Origin of the sequence: Candidatus Accumulibacter contiguus (assembly GCF_036625285.1) — a bacterium.
GTDB classification, from domain to species: domain Bacteria; phylum Pseudomonadota; class Gammaproteobacteria; order Burkholderiales; family Rhodocyclaceae; genus Accumulibacter; species Accumulibacter contiguus.
The window spans coordinates 711,494-731,169 of sequence record NZ_JAZKUC010000002.1; the positions used below are offsets into that span (position 1 = coordinate 711,494).

16 protein-coding genes and 1 pseudogene are annotated in these 19,676 nt (G+C 61.1%); 4 read left to right on the forward strand and 13 right to left on the reverse strand.

The genetic code is table 11. From position 1 onward, the window contains the following. Positions 1 to 83: 83 nt before the first annotated feature. The 5 genes from V5B59_RS21825 to V5B59_RS21845 are packed head-to-tail and all read right to left on the reverse strand — an operon-like array spanning position 84 to position 9,280. A complete protein-coding gene (locus tag V5B59_RS21825) occupies positions 84 to 1,577 on the reverse strand; it encodes a complex I subunit 4 family protein (protein ID WP_169071842.1) in 1,494 nt (497 codons plus the stop codon). Beyond that, positions 1,570 to 3,069: a complex I subunit 4 family protein gene (locus V5B59_RS21830; RefSeq protein ID WP_034916547.1), complete on the reverse strand. Its 1,500-nt coding sequence runs from the start codon at positions 3,067 to 3,069 to the stop codon at positions 1,570 to 1,572. The genes V5B59_RS21825 and V5B59_RS21830 overlap by 8 nt, the downstream gene beginning before the upstream one ends. Next, the gene (locus tag V5B59_RS21835) at positions 3,066 to 4,616 is read right to left on the reverse strand and encodes a proton-conducting transporter transmembrane domain-containing protein (protein ID WP_248595057.1); all 1,551 of its coding nucleotides are present in this window, start codon (positions 4,614 to 4,616) and stop codon (positions 3,066 to 3,068) included. The genes V5B59_RS21830 and V5B59_RS21835 overlap by 4 nt, the downstream gene beginning before the upstream one ends. Continuing rightward, positions 4,613 to 7,807: a DUF2309 domain-containing protein gene (locus V5B59_RS21840; RefSeq protein WP_169071841.1), complete on the reverse strand. Its 3,195-nt coding sequence runs from the start codon at positions 7,805 to 7,807 to the stop codon at positions 4,613 to 4,615. Before V5B59_RS21840 ends, V5B59_RS21835 begins: the two co-directional genes overlap by 4 nt. Beyond that, positions 7,808 to 9,280: a complex I subunit 4 family protein gene (locus V5B59_RS21845; protein WP_169071840.1), complete on the reverse strand. Its 1,473-nt coding sequence runs from the start codon at positions 9,278 to 9,280 to the stop codon at positions 7,808 to 7,810. 130 nt (positions 9,281 to 9,410) lie between these two features. Between V5B59_RS21845 and V5B59_RS21850 the strand changes: the two genes are divergently transcribed. Beyond that, positions 9,411 to 9,704: an acylphosphatase gene (locus tag V5B59_RS21850; protein ID WP_169071839.1), complete on the forward strand. Its 294-nt coding sequence runs from the start codon at positions 9,411 to 9,413 to the stop codon at positions 9,702 to 9,704. Between the two features lie 76 nt (positions 9,705 to 9,780). On the opposite strand, the gene V5B59_RS21855 is transcribed toward V5B59_RS21850, so the two are convergent. The 7 genes from V5B59_RS21855 to V5B59_RS21885 form a co-directional block, all read right to left on the reverse strand. Continuing rightward, a complete protein-coding gene (locus tag V5B59_RS21855) occupies positions 9,781 to 11,859 on the reverse strand; it encodes a hypothetical protein (protein ID WP_332352321.1) in 2,079 nt (692 codons plus the stop codon). A gap of 136 nt (positions 11,860 to 11,995) precedes the next feature. Further along, positions 11,996 to 12,949, reverse strand: a complete 954-nt coding sequence (locus tag V5B59_RS21860; protein ID WP_332352159.1) for an ISAzo13 family transposase — start codon at positions 12,947 to 12,949, stop codon at positions 11,996 to 11,998. Continuing rightward, positions 12,946 to 13,167: a hypothetical protein gene (locus tag V5B59_RS21865; protein ID WP_332351530.1), complete on the reverse strand. Its 222-nt coding sequence runs from the start codon at positions 13,165 to 13,167 to the stop codon at positions 12,946 to 12,948. Before V5B59_RS21865 ends, V5B59_RS21860 begins: the two co-directional genes overlap by 4 nt. 337 nt (positions 13,168 to 13,504) lie before the next feature. Further along, positions 13,505 to 14,323: a symmetrical bis(5'-nucleosyl)-tetraphosphatase gene (locus V5B59_RS21870; RefSeq protein ID WP_169071034.1), complete on the reverse strand. Its 819-nt coding sequence runs from the start codon at positions 14,321 to 14,323 to the stop codon at positions 13,505 to 13,507. A gap of 9 nt (positions 14,324 to 14,332) precedes the next feature. Next, the gene (galE, locus tag V5B59_RS21875; protein WP_169071033.1) at positions 14,333 to 15,334 is read right to left on the reverse strand and encodes a UDP-glucose 4-epimerase GalE; all 1,002 of its coding nucleotides are present in this window, start codon (positions 15,332 to 15,334) and stop codon (positions 14,333 to 14,335) included. A gap of 95 nt (positions 15,335 to 15,429) precedes the next feature. After that, a complete protein-coding gene (locus V5B59_RS21880; RefSeq protein WP_034916245.1) occupies positions 15,430 to 15,744 on the reverse strand; it encodes an H-NS family nucleoid-associated regulatory protein in 315 nt (104 codons plus the stop codon). Between the two features lie 244 nt (positions 15,745 to 15,988). After that, the gene (locus V5B59_RS21885) at positions 15,989 to 16,528 is read right to left on the reverse strand and encodes a flavin reductase family protein (protein ID WP_332352322.1); all 540 of its coding nucleotides are present in this window, start codon (positions 16,526 to 16,528) and stop codon (positions 15,989 to 15,991) included. Between the two features lie 66 nt (positions 16,529 to 16,594). Between V5B59_RS21885 and V5B59_RS21890 the strand changes: the two genes are divergently transcribed. Both V5B59_RS21890 and V5B59_RS21895 read left to right on the forward strand, forming a co-directional pair. Then, a complete protein-coding gene (locus V5B59_RS21890) occupies positions 16,595 to 16,942 on the forward strand; it encodes a hypothetical protein (protein WP_169071031.1) in 348 nt (115 codons plus the stop codon). Then, a pseudogene (locus V5B59_RS21895) lies at positions 16,935 to 17,192 on the forward strand (A/G-specific adenine glycosylase); the annotation flags it as partial. The gene V5B59_RS21890 and the pseudogene V5B59_RS21895, both read left to right, overlap by 8 nt. Before the next feature lie 168 nt (positions 17,193 to 17,360). On the opposite strand, the gene V5B59_RS21900 reads toward V5B59_RS21895, so the two are convergent. After that, positions 17,361 to 18,698, reverse strand: coding sequence for a transposase (locus tag V5B59_RS21900; protein WP_332351919.1), 1,338 nt, complete (start codon positions 18,696 to 18,698; stop codon positions 17,361 to 17,363). A gap of 133 nt (positions 18,699 to 18,831) precedes the next feature. On the opposite strand from V5B59_RS21900, the gene V5B59_RS21905 reads away from it, so the two are divergent. Beyond that, entirely contained in the window at positions 18,832 to 19,653 is an 822-nt protein-coding gene (locus V5B59_RS21905; RefSeq protein ID WP_332352323.1) for an A/G-specific adenine glycosylase, read from the forward strand. The last annotated feature ends 23 nt before the right edge of the window (positions 19,654 to 19,676 follow it).

Below are 19,676 nucleotides of genomic sequence, written 5' to 3' on the forward strand. Positions count from 1 at the left end.
GCGACATGCCCAATCTTGCTGAGGTTATGGGAAAAAGACAAGACATGCGCGCAGATGCGCAGCTCTCGCCGAGTTGCTGCACGCTACAGCCCGGCGAGAGCTGCCACCCAGGCTTCGGCGCTCGGCCGCAGCAGTTCGAGGATCGGCAGCGGATAGACGCCGACTGTCAGAATCAACAGGGCCGGCAAGAGCAGCAAGGCCAGCTCGCGCGGCAGCAGGTCTTCGGCGGTGGCGAGGTCGGGATTACGCAAGGGGCCGAGAAAGGCCTGCCGGAAGGGCGACAGAAAGGCTGCGGCAGCGAGCACCATGGCGAACAGCGCTGCGAGGCCGGCACCGGTATGGCTGTGCAGCGTTTCGACGATGATCAGCAGTTCACCGGGGAAGCCGCTGGTTCCCGGCAGTCCGATGCCGGCCAGTCCGAAGAGCAGGAAGAAACCGGACAGGAGCGGCAGGCGGTGGATCACGCCACCGAGCTGGCTGATGTCGGTCGAGTCGGTACGGCGCTGCAGGAAAGCGAGGACCAGAAAGCCACCACCGGCGGCGACGCTGAAGTTGAGCAGTTGCAATAGCGCTCCCTGCAGCGCCGAAACCGAGAACGATGCCAGTCCCAGCACGACCAGCCCGACATGCGACACGCTTGCGTACGCCAGCATGGCACGCAGATTGCTCTGCGCCAGCGCCGCGACGCTGCCGTAGAGGATGGCCACGGTACCAAAACCGGCGAGCAGCCAGTGCAGCTCGCGCGCCGCGAGCGGCGCCAGCGGAATGGCGAAGCGGATCAGCCCGTAGGCGCCGAGTTTGAGCCCGACCAGCACGGCCGTCACCGCCGCCGGCGCACCCATCGCCAGTGCGGGCAGCCAGGTGTGCAGCGGTAGCAGTGGCACCTTGACGCCGAAACCGGCGAGCAGCAGCAGGAACACCAGATACTGGGTTCGCTCCGGCAGCGCTGTCGCCAGCAGCGTTGGCAGATCGAAGCGCAGCGCTCCGCTCAGTTCGGCATGCCCGAAAGCCAGCGCCAGGAGGCCAAACAGCAGCGGCACGCCGCCGGCGAGCATGACCAGGAAATAGCGCACGGCAGCCGCCTGGCGGCCGGCGCCCAAGCCCCACAGGCTGACCAGGAAATACAGCGGCAGCAGTGTGAACTCCCAGAAGCAGAAGAACAGGATGCTGTCGAGCGCGCAGAAGACGCCGAGGGTGGCCGCTTCGAGCAGGAGCAGCAGGGCGAAGTACACGCCAGGGAGCGCAGCCGGCGCATGCTGCCGCCAGCCGGCGACGACCGAACCGCAGAAGAGCAGCGCCGTCGCCGGCAGAAAGAGCAGCGAGAGGCCATCGACGCCGAGCAGGTAGTTGATATTGACTCCCGGGATCCAGGTCGCCGAATCCAGCAACTGGAAGTCGGGGTCCTGGTCATCGAAGACGGCGACGATCAGCAGCGAGCAGAACAGCGTCAGCATGGCAGTGCCGAGCGCGACCCACTGCGCCCATGATTTGCGCCGCCACAGCGCCGTCAACAGCGCGCCAAGCAGCGGCAGCGACAGCAGCGTACTCAGTAGCGGCCAGGACGCCAGTTCAACCATGGTGGAAATAGGCCGACAGCGCCTGCGTTGCCGTATCGGTCAACTGCAGCCAGGGCTCAGGATAGAAACCGGCGGCCAGCAGCACCAGCAGTGTGGCGCCGCCAACGAAATACTCCATCCGGCCGGTGCGGGCGATGCGGGCTGCCGGTAGATCCCTGGGCCGCGGTGCGAGAAAGGCGCGCTGGAAAGCCCATAGCAGGAAACCGGCCGCAGCGACGTTGCCGAGCGCCGTGGCGACCGTCGGCAAGGCGCCAAAGGTCTCGATCGACGCTTCCAGAACCAGGTGCACGGCGTCAAAACCGGGTGTCCCGGGCATGCCGAGCAGCGCCAGGCCGCCGATCAGGAAAGCAACGGCGATGAAGGGAACGCGGTCGAAGAGACCGCCGAGCTGATCGAGATTGGTGGTGCCGGTACGGCGGTATACGTAACCGACCATCAACAGCATCACCGTAATCGCCAGGCCGAAGTTGACGGCCAGCAGCAGTGCGCCCTGCAGGCCGGCCGGATGCAGCGTAAACAGGCCAATCACGATCAGACTGGTATGGCTGACGACCGCAAAAGCCATCAGCCGGCGCAGATTGGCCTGCCGGAAAGCCATGCTCGCGGCGAAGAAGACGCCGACCATGGCGAAGGCCACGACATAGGGCTGCCAGATCATCACCGCTTCGGCGGTCAGTGGCAACAGGAAGCGCGCCATGCCGTAGATGCCGACCTTGACCCCGAGCAGCAGCACCGGGCCCACGGCAATCAGGCCGTAGCCGGCCGAGTTGGGAAGCCAGCCGTGCAGGGGAAACAACGGGGTGCGTACCGCCAAACCATAAAACAGCAGGTAGAAGGCTGCCGATTGGTATTTGCCGATCTGTGGCGTTTCCAGCAATTCGAAGAGGTCGAAGCTCCAGTGGCTGCCAAGGACGTCGGCGTGGCTCCAGACCAGAACGATGGATCCGGCCATGAACAGGCACCAGCCGAAGAGCTGATACTGCAGGAAGCGGGACAGGGCCAGGTTCTCCTCTCTGGCCGAAGCCCAGCGCCAGAGCAGGTAGCCGACCAGCGCCAGTTGTACCGCCGAAGCGCCGGCAAACCACAGCAGGTTCATCGTCGTGAGCATGGTCATCTGTGACGACTCGATCAGCAACAGCACGCTCAGGAGCTGCACCGGCGAGATCTGCTGGCGGGCCATGCCATAGAAAGACAGCAGCACGCCGAGTAGCGCCGTGAGCAGGATGAACAGCACGCTCACCCCGTCGGCTGCAGCATGGTAAGCGAATACATCGACGCGTTCGGCGAACTGCAGGATGCTGGTCGACACCTCAATGCGGGCGTACAGGTCAATCGCCACGACCAGTTCGGCGACCGCGAAGATACGGCCGAGGACCAGCGCCAGGTCGGCCTCGCGCATGATCAGCAGCAGCAGGGCTGCCGCCAGTGGCAAACATTGCAGCGTCGCCAGCGGCGGGTAGCCGGCCTGCGCCGCCCAGAGAATTTCACTCACAGGATCACCACGAAAGTCGCCATCACCATCAACATCAGATAGCGTGGTTGTTCGAGCAGCGACTCGATGGCATCCGCGTAGTGTGCGGCGCGTTGCAGCGACTTCTCCATCGCCCCATCGCCGCTGAACAGCAGGGTGCTTTCCAGGCCTTGCATGCGGTCCGCGAAGTTGAACAGCGCGCGACCAGCCAGGCCATGGCCACGAATCAGTTCGTCGGCGGCGTCACCAGTGGCAAAGTGTTCATCGTCACGGGGCGCGCCGACGAGCGGGTCGATGAAACGCTCGTCGAGCGCCCGCACGTCCCGGCCGAGAGCCAGAGTAGGGCGCGTCAGCAGGCTGTTGGCCAGCGGCTCGATCCAGAAGCGCTGCAATGCCGCCGTGTACCACCAAGCTTGTGTGGCCAGCCAGCGCGGCACCGGCGGCGCCGGCCGACGTGCCAGATGCATGTACGCCGGTGCGAGCAGAAACTGATATGCGCGCCAAGCGGCATGCAGGCCCGCGTGGCAGGCGGCCAGCCAGAACAGTCCGAGACCGCAGCAGCCGACCATCAGACCGACCTGCGTCACGGTCGAGAAAACCAGCGCCGACTTGACATCGCTCTGCACCAGCGCACAGAGGCCGCCGTACACGGCGGTCGCCAGACCGACGACCGCCAGCAGCGCCAGCAGGTCGGGCACCTGCTCGAGCAGACCCTGCAGGCGGCAGAGCAGATAGACGCCGGCGTGTACCATCAGTGAACCGTAGAAAATCGCCGAAGACGGCGTCGGGCCTTCGAGTGCACGCGCGATCCATGGCGTAAATGGCAATTGCGCCGACTTCACCAGCGCCGCCAGTACGAAACCGAACGCCAGCAGGCGCGCCGTGACCATGGACATACTGCCATCTCCGGCCAGCCCGGCCCACTCGAGGCTGCCTGCCGACCACGTCGCGAGAGCGATTCCGAGCATGAAACCGGCATCACCAACGCGATTGCAGAGGAAAACCAACAAGGCGTTGCCGGTCGCGACCGGTCGTTCCCAGGCGTATGCGATGAGCAGCCAGGAACTGAAACCGGCGAGTTCCCAGCCGACGAAGGTCAGCACCGCGTTGCCGGCCAGGACGATCAGCAGCATGCCGGCAAGGAACAGGCCGATGCCGAGGAAGAAGCGCGGGAAACCAGGCTCCCGGTGCAGATAGGTCGCCGAAAAACGGATCGCAATCCAGACGATCAGGGTGACCAGCGTCGCTGCCGGCAGGCTGTAGGCGTCGGCCACGAAGGACAGGCGAACCGCTACTGTGCCGATACGCAGCCATTCGCCAAACACCAGTTGCTCCGGCAGGGCGCCAGCGATGGCCAGCAGATCGAAGAGCAGCAGCAGCAGTAGCGCGCAGAGAGCGGCCGTGCTGGCGATGGCGGCGGTCAGCGGTTCGTCTGCATCGCCCGCGCCGCGGCGCAAGAGCAAAAGAATGGCGAGCAGCGCTGCTGACAGCAGCGGCAACAGCGGCACCAGCCAGAACAGGTGGATGGCCAGTGCCAGCATGTCGAACAGCCCGCCGGGTGCGCTCATGCGGTCACCACCGGGCGCCGCAGCAAGGCCGGCGGCAAGGGTTTGCGCTGGCCGGCGAACCAGTCGGACGAACTCTCGGCCTCGGGCACGTCCGGCGCCGGCTGGCCCGTTGCCTGGGGAGTCCAGGGTTGCCAGCCGGTCGCCGGCGCGAACAGATGGATGGCTCCCGTCTGCGGGTGTTTGGCGGCAAGAACGATCCAGTCCTTGCCGATCAATTCCTGCAGGGGGGGTTGTCGCTGGTAGATCGCATTGATGATTTCCAGCGTCTGTTCGACGATCACCAGCAGTCGCATCGGTTCATGGATCTCGACCATCTGCAGCGGCAGGCCGGTTCGCAGGTCGGAACTGGCCCCCTGCATGATTCCGAACAAGCCGGTCAGGTTGTGCATGATTTTGCTGCCACAGCCATAGCCTTCGTTATTGACGGTCGAAAAGTAATATTCCAGGTTGATTCCGGCGCCGACCGGGCCAGCCGCCAGCAGGGTCGCTTCGAGTACGTGCCCATCGGCATCCGGCAGCGGATCGTAGGAAATCAGGAACACCCGTCGATCGAAAAACGCCCCGCGGCTCATCGTGCGGCGGCCGACGAAAGCCGCCGCAACGGTGGCATGCCCGAGTTCGGGCCGCGCCTGGCCGATGTCCTGGCGCCGGTTTGCCAGATGTGCCTGCGCCTGTTGTGGCGAGGGGTCGAGCGGCGCCGATGCGAAACGACGGCAGCGCTCGACGGCATGGTGACGCGCCGCTTCCTGACAGTCACGGCGCAGTGCGGCAAAAGCCTCACGATGACTGGCTGGCAATTGCTCGAGGTCGTACCAGACGTAGCTCTCGTCACAGGTGTTGTGCTCGGCGCCGATGAAGTGCGTCGTCTCCGGGATGACGATTCCCTGCCGCGCGAGGCTGAGGCGCAGCGCCGGCCGGTTGGCCATCGCCGCAAACACGCGCGCATTCGGTCCGCCGTGGCGGCCGGAACAGGCACCGCAATCGTAAGCGGCGAGATGCGGGTTGTTGCGGCTGTCCGAACCGTGGCCGACGATCAGTATCAGCGGCGCGAAATGCTTCGTCAAACCAATGCTGCGCAGGAAAGTGCCGACGCGGGTCAGCTGCTCCTCTTCGCTGAAGCCGAGTCGTGGCGCGTCGCTGCTGGCGGCCCGTTGCGCTTCGCCGGGCTCGGCGGTCAATTCCAGTGTGCCTGGCAACGGCTTGTCGAAGCGGTCGCGAGTTCGCTCAAGCAGTGACCCGAGACGTCCCGGCGCCAGCGTCCGCGCCAGTAGCGCGAGCAATGCCCAGGGCGCGGCGGCGGTGCTCAGCAGCGCAGCCTGCAGCCAGCCACGCCGGCTGCCCTGATGCAAGCGTTCGCGCCACGCCAGGCGCAGCTGGCGACGCTGCTGATGCCGCCGGTACGCTGCCTCGGCGCCGGGCGGCACGGTCTCGCGCACGCTATTCGCCGGGCGTACGACGATCGGGCACAGAGCCGTCGGGAGCTCGTCGTCGAGGCCCTGCCAGAGCATCGGGGTGCCGAAGAAACCGGCTGCACCGAAGGTCTCAAAAGCCGGGTTGACTTCTTCGAGGTGGCGGCGACTGCCTTCTTCGCGATCATCCATGCAGAAAACCCACTGCGCCTGGGCTTTGCCGGCCAGCGCCGGTGTGCGGCCATGATTGGCGAGCAAGGCTGCAAAGATCTGTTGCCGATAGTGGTGTTCGTAGGCCAGCAGCCAGATCAGGCCGCGCTGGTCGCCAGTCAGGGAATCGGCGCAGCCAAGCAGGGCATCCACCCCGGCTCGGCCAAGCTCGCGCAGCTCGCGACCAGTCCGCCCCAGTCTTTGTGCCAGGACGAACAGCGGCCAGGCGGCCAGTGCTTCCGTGTCGGTCGCCGCGGCGTTGCGCGCTTCCACCAGGCGGTGGGCGAAATGCGGCCAGTCGCCATGCGCAGCCTCAGCCGTCAGATGCGGCCGTAGCTGGTCGAGCAAGTCGTCCGGCAACTGGCGACTGCCGGCCGCGTGCCTGACCGCCAGCTCGGCCGGGTGATTGATGAAGTAGCCACCCAGTTCGTTGAGCCGCAGGCCCCAGACACGGCGCAGCAACTGTTCGGCATAGAGGCGTTCGAGCACCACGCGCACGGCAAGAAAATCAGTCAGGCTGACCGGCGGATCACCGGCTGCGGCGTGCGCTTCATGCCAGTGGCACATGCCTGCCCAGCCCGCTAATTCCATCGCCAGTCGCTGCAGATAGGCGCTGCAGCGCGAATCATCGACATCCAACAAGTGCATTTCGTTGGCGATCACCTGCAGTGGATCGTCGGCGAGTTGCTCGATGTCATGGCGTGCGCCGGCGAATTCGTCGAGTTCCCAAGCCCAGTCGCTGCCGGCGCTCCGTCGCCACGCCACAAAAAAACCCTGTGCTCGTGCCGGGTTTCTCCAGGCGGCCAGGCCATGATCAAGATGTGCCGCGAGATGGCGAATCAGGGATGCCTGCAGCGCAAGTCGGATATCCTCACCCGTCAAATGGGCGAGCAATGCGCCCAGCGTCCATTCGTCGCCGAGACGGTCGAGCAGTTCTTGCCAAATCGTCACGGCAGCGGTCGCCGAGGGCTCGGCGCAAGCGACGGCGGGCCGGGCAGTCGGCCCGCGCAAGGCGCAAGCCGCTGCCCAGAGGTCGGCGACGGCTGCGGCCTCATCGTGGCCGTCCGCAGCGGCGGCGTGCAGCAGTCGCTGCCGCATGAGCGGGTCGAGATCCGCTTGCAGGCGCTCGCACGCCGATTTTTCCTCGATTTGCCAGCGCAGACGGGGCGGTGAAATGCTCCCCGGCGGCTGCAGCAGTGCTGCCTGCAGGATCTCGCCGCGACGTAAGCCGGGCAGCGCATCGCCGAGCAGCAACTCGTCGGCCCGGGTTTCGGGCGATTGCCGCAAGGCGGCGGCGAGATCGTCCGCGTTCACCCGCCCTTCCCGGAACAACTTCCGGTAGCGGCCCTCGTCGAGCCAGGGACGTGCGCCGGTCAGGCGGTTGGCCGCACTGAGCGCTTCGGCGAACGGCAGATGCTGGAAGGCATGCAGGGTGTTGTGATGAACGAAATCGCGCAAGGGGGCCTGCGCCGGCAGCAGGTGCGCAAGCTGCTGCACGCTGGCCTGCACGCTTTGCAGGCTGGGTGCGGTGGCGATTTTCGCAGGTGCTGATGACGGAACGCGCGAACTCATTCAAACTCCAAAGGCTTTGGCCAGCTGGCTCAGCGAAGTGGCCATCAGGCGTAGCAGTGGTGCCGGATGGACGCCAATGCAGACGATGCCGCTGCTCAGCAGCCAGGCAGCCGCGCATTCCACACGATTGAGATCGGCGAAATCCGCTACCCTTGCCGAAGCAGCACTGGCAGGCCGCTCGGGTCCGGTCGACAGGCAGCGAATCGCGCGCAGCGCGTAGGCGGCGGAAATCAGCACGGCGATCGACAGCAGGAGCAGCCAGCCACCCCAGCGGCGATAAGCGCCAATCAGTACCTGCAGTTCGGCGATGAAGCCGGCGCTGCCGGGCAGGCCGACCGAGGCCAGCAGCGTGAACACGATAAACACGGCGAAGCGCGGTGCGCTGCGATTGAGCGAACCGTAAGTCGCCAGATCACGGCTGTGCGTGCGCTCGTAGAGCAGCCCGATGAGCAGGAACAGCAACCCGGCCGTCAGTCCATGCGCGACCATCTGGGTCAGTGCACCGCTGAGTCCCGCCGGGTTGAGCGCGGCGATGCCAAGCAGGACGACCCCCATATGCGAGATCGACGAGTAGGCGATCATTGCTTTCAGGTCGGTCTGCCGCCAGGCCAGCACCGCGCCGTAGACCAGACTGATCAGCGCCAGCAGCGCCAGCCAGTCCTGCAGCGCCAGCGCTGCTGCCGGCAAGGTGGCAGCCGCACGGATCAGCCCGTAGGCGCCCATTTTCAGCAGGATCCCGGAGAGCAGGATCGAAATCGGACTCGGCGCCTCTACATGTGCCAGTGGCAACCAGCCATGCAGCGGGACGATCGGCATCTTGACACCGAAACCGAGCAGCAGCCCGAGAAAGACCAGCACCTGCGTACGCACCGGCAATTGCGCACCACCGGCGGCCATGTCGACCATCGCGAAACTATGGCCGGGGGCGACATCGTAGAGTAACAGCAGGGCGATCAGCATGAACACCGATCCCCCCAGCGTATACAGGACAAAATTGAGTGCTGCCCGGTGCCGGTTGACCCCTCCCAGGCGATCGATCAGGAAGAACAGCGGGATCAGGGTCAGTTCCCAGCAGACGTAGAACAGCGACCAGTCGCGAGCCGTAAATACGATCAGCAGCGAGGTTTCAAGGACCAGCAGCAGCGAAAAATACAGTTTGGCGCCGCTGCGGATGCCGGTCGATGTGAAGATCGCGACGAAACAGAGCACCGTAGCCAGCAAGACCATCGGCAGCGAGATGCCGTCCACGCCGAGCGCGAATTGTGAGCCGACGCGCGGATTCCACGGCCGGGTTTCAAAAAACTGGATATCTGCGCTGGTGGGATCGAAGTCGAGCAGCAACAGACCGGCACAGAACATCGTCGCGGCAGCGATGACGCTCGCCAGATGGCGCAGCAGATCGACGCGGCGGCTGGGCAGCAGCGACAAGCCTGCGGCGCCAATGAGCGGCAGCAGCAACAGCGTCTTCAGCATCTTCGGATAAAAGCCCCGGACAGCGAAACAGCACCCCTTGATCTTCTTCTTTTCATGGACGACGATTATGCCAGTAATGGCTGTGGTCGCATCACCCCAGTCCCCAGTTTCCGCATTCTGGAGTCGAAAAATGGGTCAGACAATCTGCCGAAATCTGCGTATTCATGGCCGGGTTCAGGGCGTCGGCTACCGCTGGTCGTTATGCGCAGAGGCCGAACGGCTTGGCCTCTCCGGCTGGGTCCGTAACCGAAGCGACGGCAGCGTCGAAGCCCTGGTCAGCGGTCCGGTCGAGGCGCTTGACGCGCTGCTGCTCTGGGCACAGCACGGGCCCTCGATGGCCAGGGTCGACCGCGTTCTCTGCAACGAGGGCAATGCTGCCCAAATCGGTGCGACGAACGGGTTCCGGCAGATTGCCACGCGCTGAGTGCTTTTCTGCGGACAGCGCTACCTCGGCTTCGCTCAGCCGTCGTGCGGGTTTGCCGAGGTAGGCGCCGTGTGGCTTACCGCTTCGACGCCGGCAAGGACGCCGTCCATCGGCGCAAGGCGCAGGTCGATCGTGAAGCGTGTCCGGCCCGATTGTGGTGTGCCCAGGATCCGGCCAACAGGCAAAGAAGCATGGGTACGCTGATCAGCGTCGCCGTGCCCGGCTCAGGAATGGGCGTGAGGCTAGCGGCGGCAGAGAACATGGGCGCACTCGGGTTGGTCTGATCAATGTCCCAATAAGCCAGCCGACCCAGCACATCGCTGCCCAGCACGTTGTCGTCAAATGGATTGTCGGCAGAGTTCAAGGCGATGCCTACCGGGACCGTGAAGCTCGGGAAGCTCGGGTCGCTGAACAGGTCGAGCTGGAGTTGGGCCATGCCCACTTCCATCGTGCCAAAGTTCGTCTCGACCTGTGCCGTCGGCAGTGTGCCTGGATTCAATCCCAGCAGCGAAGCCAGTTGGGAAGAAATGATCGTGTTTGAAAAGCCGCTCTTGAGAATGAAAGGGATGCTGGATTGCGTAGAGAAAGCGCTGCGGATATCGACGCCCAGCCGGAAGCCGCCGTCGATAGCCTCCTCGCCCTGCGGCACGGGGTGGCGAAAGGGCGTGACTTCCTCGGATTTGGTGCCTTTGGGACGGCCATCGGGATTGGTGGCTACCGGGCCGGAAAAGGCCAGGAAACTGGCGATGGCGTTGGCCGTTGCCACGCCGCCCGTAGCCCCCTGACCCTTGGCCACGAAAAAGTAGTAGCCATCCAGTCGCCCGCTGCTGTCGAAGTTGGCTTCCAGATAGCCGCTGCCCAAGGTGGCTTGTCGCCCGGGCGGGAGAGTTCCCACGCTGGCCGTGGTGGGCAGGGGGGGCGAGCTCGCTGCCTGACCACCAGGGGTGACGGGCGCACTGCTGAAGCCGATGCCGGCGCCGGCCGGGATGCTTGCTCCGGTGGTGGTCGGTGATACTCCGTTAATCCCGCGTTCGGTTCCTGGAGTTCCTCCGCTGACGCCCAACTGGGTTCCGACCGCGGCAGTCACTTTCAACTCGGAACTGGTCGAGCCGCCGTCAATCAGGGTCTTGATGGTGATATCTTTGCCCGCAGTGTCCTTGGCCTTCAGGTCGATGAAGGGACGCGTATCCCCTGCGGTAGGTGGTGCGGCCAGGGGCACGACGAACACGTCGGCCGCGGCACTTCCCGCTTGCAGCATGCCGACGCCAAGCAACAGCCATCTGCCAGAGGCTTTGCCCGAGTTGCGTACGAGTAGTCCATTGATTCGGCCACGGCAGGAGAAACCTACAACGCACGCCAGGCCGACCAGCACAAGAACCAGGGCTCCCGGTTCGGGAACTGCGGCGGCGACGCGAACCTGTGCCCATTCGTCGCCAGTCGCTTGATAGTCCATGCCGCTGGAGTCGCCAGAGAAGAAAACCGTGGCATGGGTGACGGCGAACGCCTCGAGAGAAACGCCGGCGATCAGCATCGAACTGAACTCGCCCGGCCGGTACTCGTGGTCGAATCCAGTGAGCGGCTGAAAAACCGATAATGGCAGACCACTGGCAGTCAGTTGGTCGATCGGGTACTCGGTGGAACTGATCGTGTAACCCACGTTCTGGAAAGTCACCGTGTATGGGCTGGTATTCTCCAGAGTGATCCGCAGGGTGTCGTTCTGCGGATCGTAGGCGAAGTCGAAGTTGGACTTGGGGACCGGGACGCGGAACGGAGCCGTGGGGAATGACCACGCCTTGGTCAGCACCGTAGGCTTCTTGCCCGTGCCGAAGATGCCGAAGTGCCGCTTCGTCGTCGGCGTAGTGGGAATCGTGTTGGAACCGGCGAAGCGAACGATGGTGTTGTTGAAGCCTGGCTGAAGGCTGGTGCTGCGGGTGGGGTCGGCGAAAGCGTTGGTGATCGAGGTCTGTCCGCCACTGGTAATCTGGGCTGCGACGTCGCCGGCAAGCAGAAACTCAAAATCGGTGGCGGCGCGGGTGTCGGTTTGGTAGTAGTCTTCGTTGATCATCCAATCCGCTGCAATGGCCTGGGCGACCGACAATAGTCCGAGGAAAAAAACGGCCATGCGGCCGAGCAAAGCCTGGAATCTGTGGAACATGTTGAGCTCCTTTACAAGTGTTTCCTCCAAAGTATCTTCTCCGTTTTGGCAGGAGAGGGTGGTGAGTCGCTGAGGCGACTTTCACAGGAAGGGGCACAGTTACCCTTAGGAACGCCCACGAAATAACTTCCCGGTTTTATGCTGTTGAATTTGGCAGGATGGTGTAATTCCATGGGGGCAGTAGTGCATCGGCGACGATGCGCAGGGATGCCTTGAGATCAAGCGCCGCTTTCCGTCCGGTTTCGTAGACGCGATCGATAATATCGACGGTGACCTGAAGTCCAGTTCGAGTCTGGGTACGCTCGATCAGTTGTTTGACCAGAGGCACGCTTTCAAATACGACGCCTTCGCAAGCGCGCGTGACATGGGGGAAGACGCGGTGCTCAATCGGATTGTGCTTGGAGCAATACGGCGGGAAGTGGGCGATCCGAATTTCCAGCTTGAGCCGATTGGCAAGCGCTTGCAAGTCCTGCTGAAACAACGGCGAGCGTGAGGGGTTGCTGCCACCGCCATCGCACAGAATCAATATCTTATCGGCATTGGGATGATCGTGACGTCCGTGCAAAGACCACCAACGTTCCACGCTGTCACACGCGAACTGCGTGGTGTCATGACTCGTGCCCAGATTGACATGGGCTTTGTTCAAACCGATGTCGTACAAGCCATGCGGTACGACTTTGCCTTCGCTATAGCTGGGAAAGTCATGATCCAGCACGGCCAGGGTCTCTCGGGTGTAAAGCGTGCCGTTCCGGTAAAAATTGCCGAGCATCTCTTTCTTCTTGGTGTCCATGGAGAGTACGGGCTGACCAGCCGCCAGGTACGCGGCCTTGAGCGCTGTGATGTTTTCAAACTGCGGGTTGCGCTCAGGGTGCTGCTTGAACGACGTCTTCTTCTGCGCCTGACGGCGAACAAAGCCATGCTGCTTCAGCAACTGGCGAACAATCCGGCAACTGACCGGGGTTCCCGTCGCGCTAATGCGCCGGGCAATCTCCGGCTGGCGCAGATGGGTCCAACGAATGGCGTGCTGCGGACAGCCCGCCGTATGCTCTCGAACGACGTCCAGAAACGTCGTCGATAATTCGGGCGTCAGGTCGAGCTTACGCTTCCGCCCACCGCCTTTTTTCGGAGCTTATCCCCCGTCGCCTCTTCCGCTATGTCCAGGTCGGCCAGTCCTTGTCGGATCGTCTTGCGATCGATCTCAAACAACTGCGCGATGTACTGCTGGCCCCCATGCCCTAACTTGTCAGACTCCACCGCCGCGTACCGGCGACGATCCTTTTCCGATAGTCGCCGATAGAATTCCTTCATTCGCCGCTCTACGTCTTCCCGGTAATAGCCCACGCTGCATTCCCTTTGCTGTTTTCAGAACAACCAAGCAAGCAAGTGGCATGCCCGAGCGCACAGTCAAAACGGGAAGTTATTTCGTAGGCGTTCCTTAGTACCCTTATCGAGCAAAGCAAGTTTCATGCTCTGTGATACAAGAGCTTGATGCAAATGGCTATTTATCTTCTTGGGCAGAACTGCTGCTCGATCTGGTGTAAAGAAATTCGACACCGGATCTAGACCGAAGCTTAGTCGGCCATTCGAGCGGGATGTCGCTCCTCCGGTCTGTCTGCGCTTCGCCGCGGGAAAATGCTGCAGAGATTCAGGCGGTATCTTCGCAGGTCGAGCAATCCACCTGGAACAGCGCGCGGTCGTCCAGGCGCACGGCCGTCAGGTGACGACCCCAGAAACAACCGGAATCGAGGGCCAGCAGGTTGGGCTCGATCCTCAGTCCGAGTGCCGACCAATGGCCAATCACGACAACGTCATTGGCACTGAGCCTGCCGGGAACTTCAAACCATGGCAGTTGGCCAGGCGGGGCATCGGCCAGCTCGCCCTTGGTCTTGAATTCCATGACTCCTGCGGGCGAACAGAAGCGCATCCGGGTCATCGCGTTGACAATCACCCGCAGGCGCGGCCAGCCCTGCAGGTCTTCGTGCCACGCCGCCGGTTCGCTGCCCCACAGATTGGCCAGAAAATCCTGGTGAGCGGGACCGGTGAGCGCTGCCTCGACCTCTGCCGCCAGCGCACGTGCCTGGGCGACGGTCCATTGTGGTAAGAGTCCGGCATGCACCATGCAGAACTCGCCTTCGCAGTGGCACAGCGGTCGATGCCGCAGCCAGTCCAGCAGGTCTGCACAGTCGGGGGCATTGAGGATCTCGTCGAGCGTATCGCCTTTGCTGCGCCTGCCGGATCCTGCGGCCACCATTAGCAGATAGAGGTCGTGATTGCCGAGGACGGTGACTGCGGCGGTGCCAAGATCGCGCACGAAGCGCAAGGTGTCGAGTGAGTGCGGACCACGGTTGACCAGATCGCCGACCAGCCACAGGCGGTCGTTTGCTGGGTCGAAACGGCACTTCTTCAGCAGATGCTGCAGCGATTCGAAGCAGCCCTGAATGTCTCCGATTGCGTAGGTCGCCATGCTCGGTGATCAGACGGTTGCGTGTTGCTGCCAGCGCCAGGCATCGGCGCACATCTGCTCGATGCCGCGGCGGGCTTGCCATCCGAGCAGGTCGGCGGCGAGCTGCGGGTCAGCGTAGCAGGTTGCCACGTCGCCCGGCCGTCGCGGCACCCGTGCGTAGGGCACTGGCCGACCGCTGGCGGCTGCGAAGGCGCGCACCATGTCGAGGACCGAGTAGCCGCAGCCGGTGCCGAGATTGACGGTCAGCAGGCCGCCCTTGTCGAGCAGGTAGTTCAGTGCCGCGAGGTGACCTTCGACGAGATCCATCACGTGAATGTAATCGCGTACTCCGGTGCCGTCAGGCGTCGGATAATCGCTGCCGAAAACACTCAACTGCGGGCGTTTGCCTGCGGCCACCTGGGCTACGTAGGGCAGGAGATTATTGGGAACACCATTCGGTTCCTCGCCAATCAGGCCGCTTTCGTGCGCGCCGACAGGATTGAAATAGCGCAGGCGAGCAATCCGCCATGCGCAGTCGGCGTGCGCCAGATCGGCGAGGATGTCTTCAATCATCAGCTTGCTGGCACCATAGGGATTGGTCGCCGAACGCGGGAAGTCTTCGCGGATCGGTACCGAAGCCGGGTCGCCGTAGACCGTGGCGGAAGAACTGAAAATCAGGGTCTTCACTGCCGCCTCGGCCATCGCCTCGCAGAGCGCGATGGCGCCGCCGACGTTGCAGTCATAATATCGTAAAGGCTGCGCGACCGACTCGCCGACGGCCTTCAGGCCGGCGAAGTGAATTACCGCATCGACCGGTGCCGCAGCAAAGACCGATCGCAACAGCTCGTGGTCACGGACATCGCCCTGGAAGAAGAGCGGCCGTTGCCCGGCAATCTGTGCCACACGATCGAGCACTTCATAGCGGCTGTTCGAGAGATTATCGACAACGGTCACGGTGTGGCCCGCGGCGAGCAATGCGACACAGGCATGCGATCCGATATAGCCGGTACCACCAGTGACCAGGATGTTCATCCGCCAGCTTTCCAGGAGTCTGCTTTCATGGTGGGCATTGCGCATCGATAATCGTTGGCCGTATCAGACAACACAATGCCCCAGGCAATCCCTGCTTACGGAGAAACGAGGAATTCGTCGCGGTGCCGTTGCTCTGATTCCAGGCGGGTCAGCCAGTTTGGCGCCTTGCCGCGACCCGACCAGGTTTCACCATTCGGGCCGCGGTATTTGACGGCCACCGGTGCCCGGACCTTTCCGACAACTATTCCCATTGCTCCCATCTTGAAGCCAAGGTCTGCCGCCGTCAAACCGTACTCGGCAATCAATCGCTTCACCTGACTGATCGCTTCCGACAACTCTGCCTGCCGAGCTTCTTCGATCTGTTTTTCCAGCATCGCACGTTGTGCGAGCAGTTCCTTATAACTTGCCATATCCTACTCCTCGAGAAAAAACGTCTTATACACCAACGCCGGATAATTGCAATAGGCGGTCAGGTGTTTGTCAAGCTGAATGGTCGATGATTCGTGTTCTCAACGTAAAACCATTCCGGCGATACTGCAAATAGTCCACTCATTTAGCAGCAAAATCGTATTTTACGGCGAGAATCCTGTCTGCCTGGATGATAAAACACAGATGTAATTCTCTGAACGGAAATAATGCGGAATAAGGTCGGAGCTATTGCCCGGAATCGTAGCGCAGATGCCGGTAGCGGCCGGCATGGAAAATCAACGGCTCGCCAGCCTCGCTGCGGGCGAAACGCTGGACGCGACCAAGGAATATCAGGTGGTCACCGCCCGGATAATGTGCCTCGTTGCTGCACTCGAACCACGCCGAGCAGCCCTCGATGAGTGGTATGCCGGCCAGTCCTGCCGTGACGTCGAGCGTGCCAAAACGATCCTCGTCACGGCTGGCAAAACAGTCCGAGATGGCCTGCTGACCGGCGGACAGGACATTAACGGCGTAATGGCCGGCTTGGCGGAAGGCTTCGAGTCGGGGCGAGTCGCATGCGAGGCTCCACAGGATCAAGGGCGGGTCCAGGGAAACGGCGTTGAAGGAGCTGATGGTTACACCGATCGGCTGACCGTCTGCCGCCAGGGTCGTCAGCACGGTGACGCCGGTGGCAAAGCTGCCCAGCGCGTCACGAAAGTCGCGGCAGACCAGATCCCTTGCCGCCGGCGCACGACCAGTACCTCTGTCTGGCAGCTGGGTCGACACTGCTTCCGGACATTCCGGAGAGCCAGTCGGGAGGCGCATCAGGCGATCCGGACGCATGATTCAGGCGTGTTAAGATTCAATGTTGGTAAAATGATCCTTGAGTTCCGCGATGCCACTGACCCAGCTGATGCCTGTACAAAACCCATCGCAAGCTTTTGTACGCACTCTCGTCGGTTTGCTGCACGCGACAGTGTGCTCGCTGCCGACAATCAGGCCAAAGGTGCAATTATCTCCGCGCAGCTTGCGCATGTCGAGATGATTCTGGAGCAACGCCATTTGCGCTTTCTCGTACGGATATTTACCGAGACGTCCGCAGGGGATTATCTCCGGAAATTGTCGACCATCGCCGGCGTGTCCTGGAAGCCTCGGCCAGTCCCGCTGCCGGCGGCTCCAGACTGCTCAGTGCATGGCTGACGCTCGGCCGGAAGACAGACCGAGCTTCTCGATGCGGGTGATTCGCTGGCAGATGGCGAATGGTCGCCACGATCTGCCCTGGCAACAGACGCGTGACGCGTATCGCATCTGGTTATCGGAAACCATGCTGCAGCAAACCCGGGTGCAGACCGTGATTCCTTATTACGCCCGCTTTCTCGCGTGTTTTCCCACGCTTGAAGCGCTGGCCGAAGCACCTCTCGAAAGCGTGCTCGCAGCAGTTCCCGGCATAATAAATCACTTCGGATAACTCCTAAAATAAAATGCAAATTTGCATTTGCAGATTACGTTTTTGCAGAAGTAATGCTTCCGACTTTTTTCACGGAAATAAAATTTATATTAACAATCACACTAAGTAATAAACCGGGTACAAAAAAACACCATACGAACGAGCAAAGATCTACGACGTGTCTATCTCTAGCGTACCGGCCGAGTAACCCTTTGCAATTGCCTTCCACAACACCTCCCAAGAAGGGATGAGATAACTTGTAAACAGCTCGATCATCCGATGCCACAAAGAGATTAGAGTACGCCGTGACTGGCGTGCACTTTTAAATAGCTCACATCCCCACGCTTGGAGCTGATCAATTAAAAAAGCCATGAACGTCAAACAACCAAAAACTGAACTCAAATTTTTTTCGCCATGTCCGTAATTGTGCTCTAAATTGTAACCTTGATTCTTCAGTGTGTTAAACGTTTCGTTTTCTATTTTCCAGCGCGCTCGACCTCCTTGCATGACTTTGAAAACCGTCTCTTTCGTTAGTTCGATATCAGTGATCCACGAAAAAATAACCTCCTTGCCTTTTTTAATTTGCCAATATTCCAAAAAGTTAACCAGCAAATCCGGATGGCTTTTATTCAGGCGAACTCCGTTAATAAACCGAAATCCGTGAATAATTCCTGCGTCGTCAATCTTTTCAAATTCAATGGCTTCCCCTTGACACATTTTTTTCTGGATCAAATCAAACAAATGGGAATGATCTCCTTCTTTGACGCCAATAATGTAGCTCATTCCTAATGATTTCAACAACTTAAGGTGTGGTCCGTTCGCCGACAAACTGTCCTCTATGATAATCGGCTTCAGGTGCTTGTATTGCTCGCTCAGGTGCTTCAGCAACCTTTTCGATGCATTACGCTCACAGTCATTTTTGTTATCGCCGTCCTCTTTCATGATTGGCTCCGGCATCAGGGGAATAACCACTGGGTAGTCCGGGTGAACCACCGTTGCACACAACAGCTGATGATAATATTCTTCTCTCCCATCCCGGTGCTTCTTCACACAACACTGCGGACAACTTGTAGCACCGGAACTAAAATGCCCGGTACCATCAATGGATACTAATACGTGACCATTCATAAAATGGTATTGCTCCATCACTCCGGCCTGCACTGCACTTTGATGGAGCGCACAAAAGCTCGAACTCAGCTGTCGAAAGTCAATTTCGTCCAAGATGCTTCGCATCTGCGTATCCGATGGGGTCGTCTGAATACCATACATCGTCATCAGATTGTGCCGTATGACCTCGTTTTTTCTTTTTTCATCGAACTGAAGTAGCGACGGGCACTTCATTGAAAACATAGCAAGCCCAGACATCAAAGCATCTGATAAAGGAATTGATTTGCGATTCGTGCGCTGATCGACTATTCCATCAAATGACGAACGAGCCTGCTTGAGTAAATTCGAAGCCGATAGATCTTCCGAATTTGATGTGATTTTCCAAGAAATGGTTTTTTTCATCTTGCAGCTAAACTTAATCAGATAGATGTCAAAGTATACTACTAAAATGCAAAGTTAGCCCCTTCACCGAGGCTGAAAACGCCTCGTAACTTGTTGTTTTTAGTGGGGGAAATTTATGCCGGGAACTGCTGGCGTGCTCGAATTATGGTCCGGACTCGGCTATTATGCGCGGGCCCGCAATCTGCATCGCTGCGCGAAAACCATCGTTACCGAGCGCGCCGGGAAGTTCTCTGCCGATCCCGTCGAGACTGCGGGCTTGCCGGGAATCGGCCGCTCTACCGCTGCGGCGATCAGCGTCTTCGCCTTTGGTCGTCGGGCCGCGATCCTCGACGGTAATGTCAAACGTGTACTGGCGCGCTGCTTCGGGGTCGCAAGTGGCGATTCACCGGCACAGCAGGAACGCTCGATGTGGGCGCTGGCCGAAGTGCTGCTCCCGGAAAACGACATCGAAGCCTACACACAAGGCATGATGGATCTCGGAGCGACGATTTGCCTTCGCAGCAAGCCTGTTTGCGACGCTTGTCCGCTACAGCCAGTCTGTGTCGCTTGCCGGGAGGGCAGACAAGCCGAACTGCCCAGGCCGACACCGAGAAAAGCACTGCCGGAACGGACGACAAGCGTCCTGCTGCTCAGCGACGGCCGCCGCGTGTTTCTCGAACGCCGCCCACCGAGTGGTATCTGGGGTGGTTTGCTGTGCTTGCCCGAAGCGATCAGCGAGTCGGCCACAAGCTTTGCCCGACGCCAGGGCTGTCGGCTGCTGGGCACGCAGGCGCTGCCACCGATTACGCATGCGTTTACCCATTTTCGTCTGACCCTCCAGGTACTGCGCTGCGATGTCGAGGTGATCAGCCTGCAGGCCAGGGAAAACGGGTGCGAGTGGCTGCCCCTGGACGATGTCGCTGGTGCGGCATTGCCGACGCCGATCAAGAAGCTGCTGCTGTCCCTTGATCGCTGACCCTGGTCAGTTCGCCTGCCTGA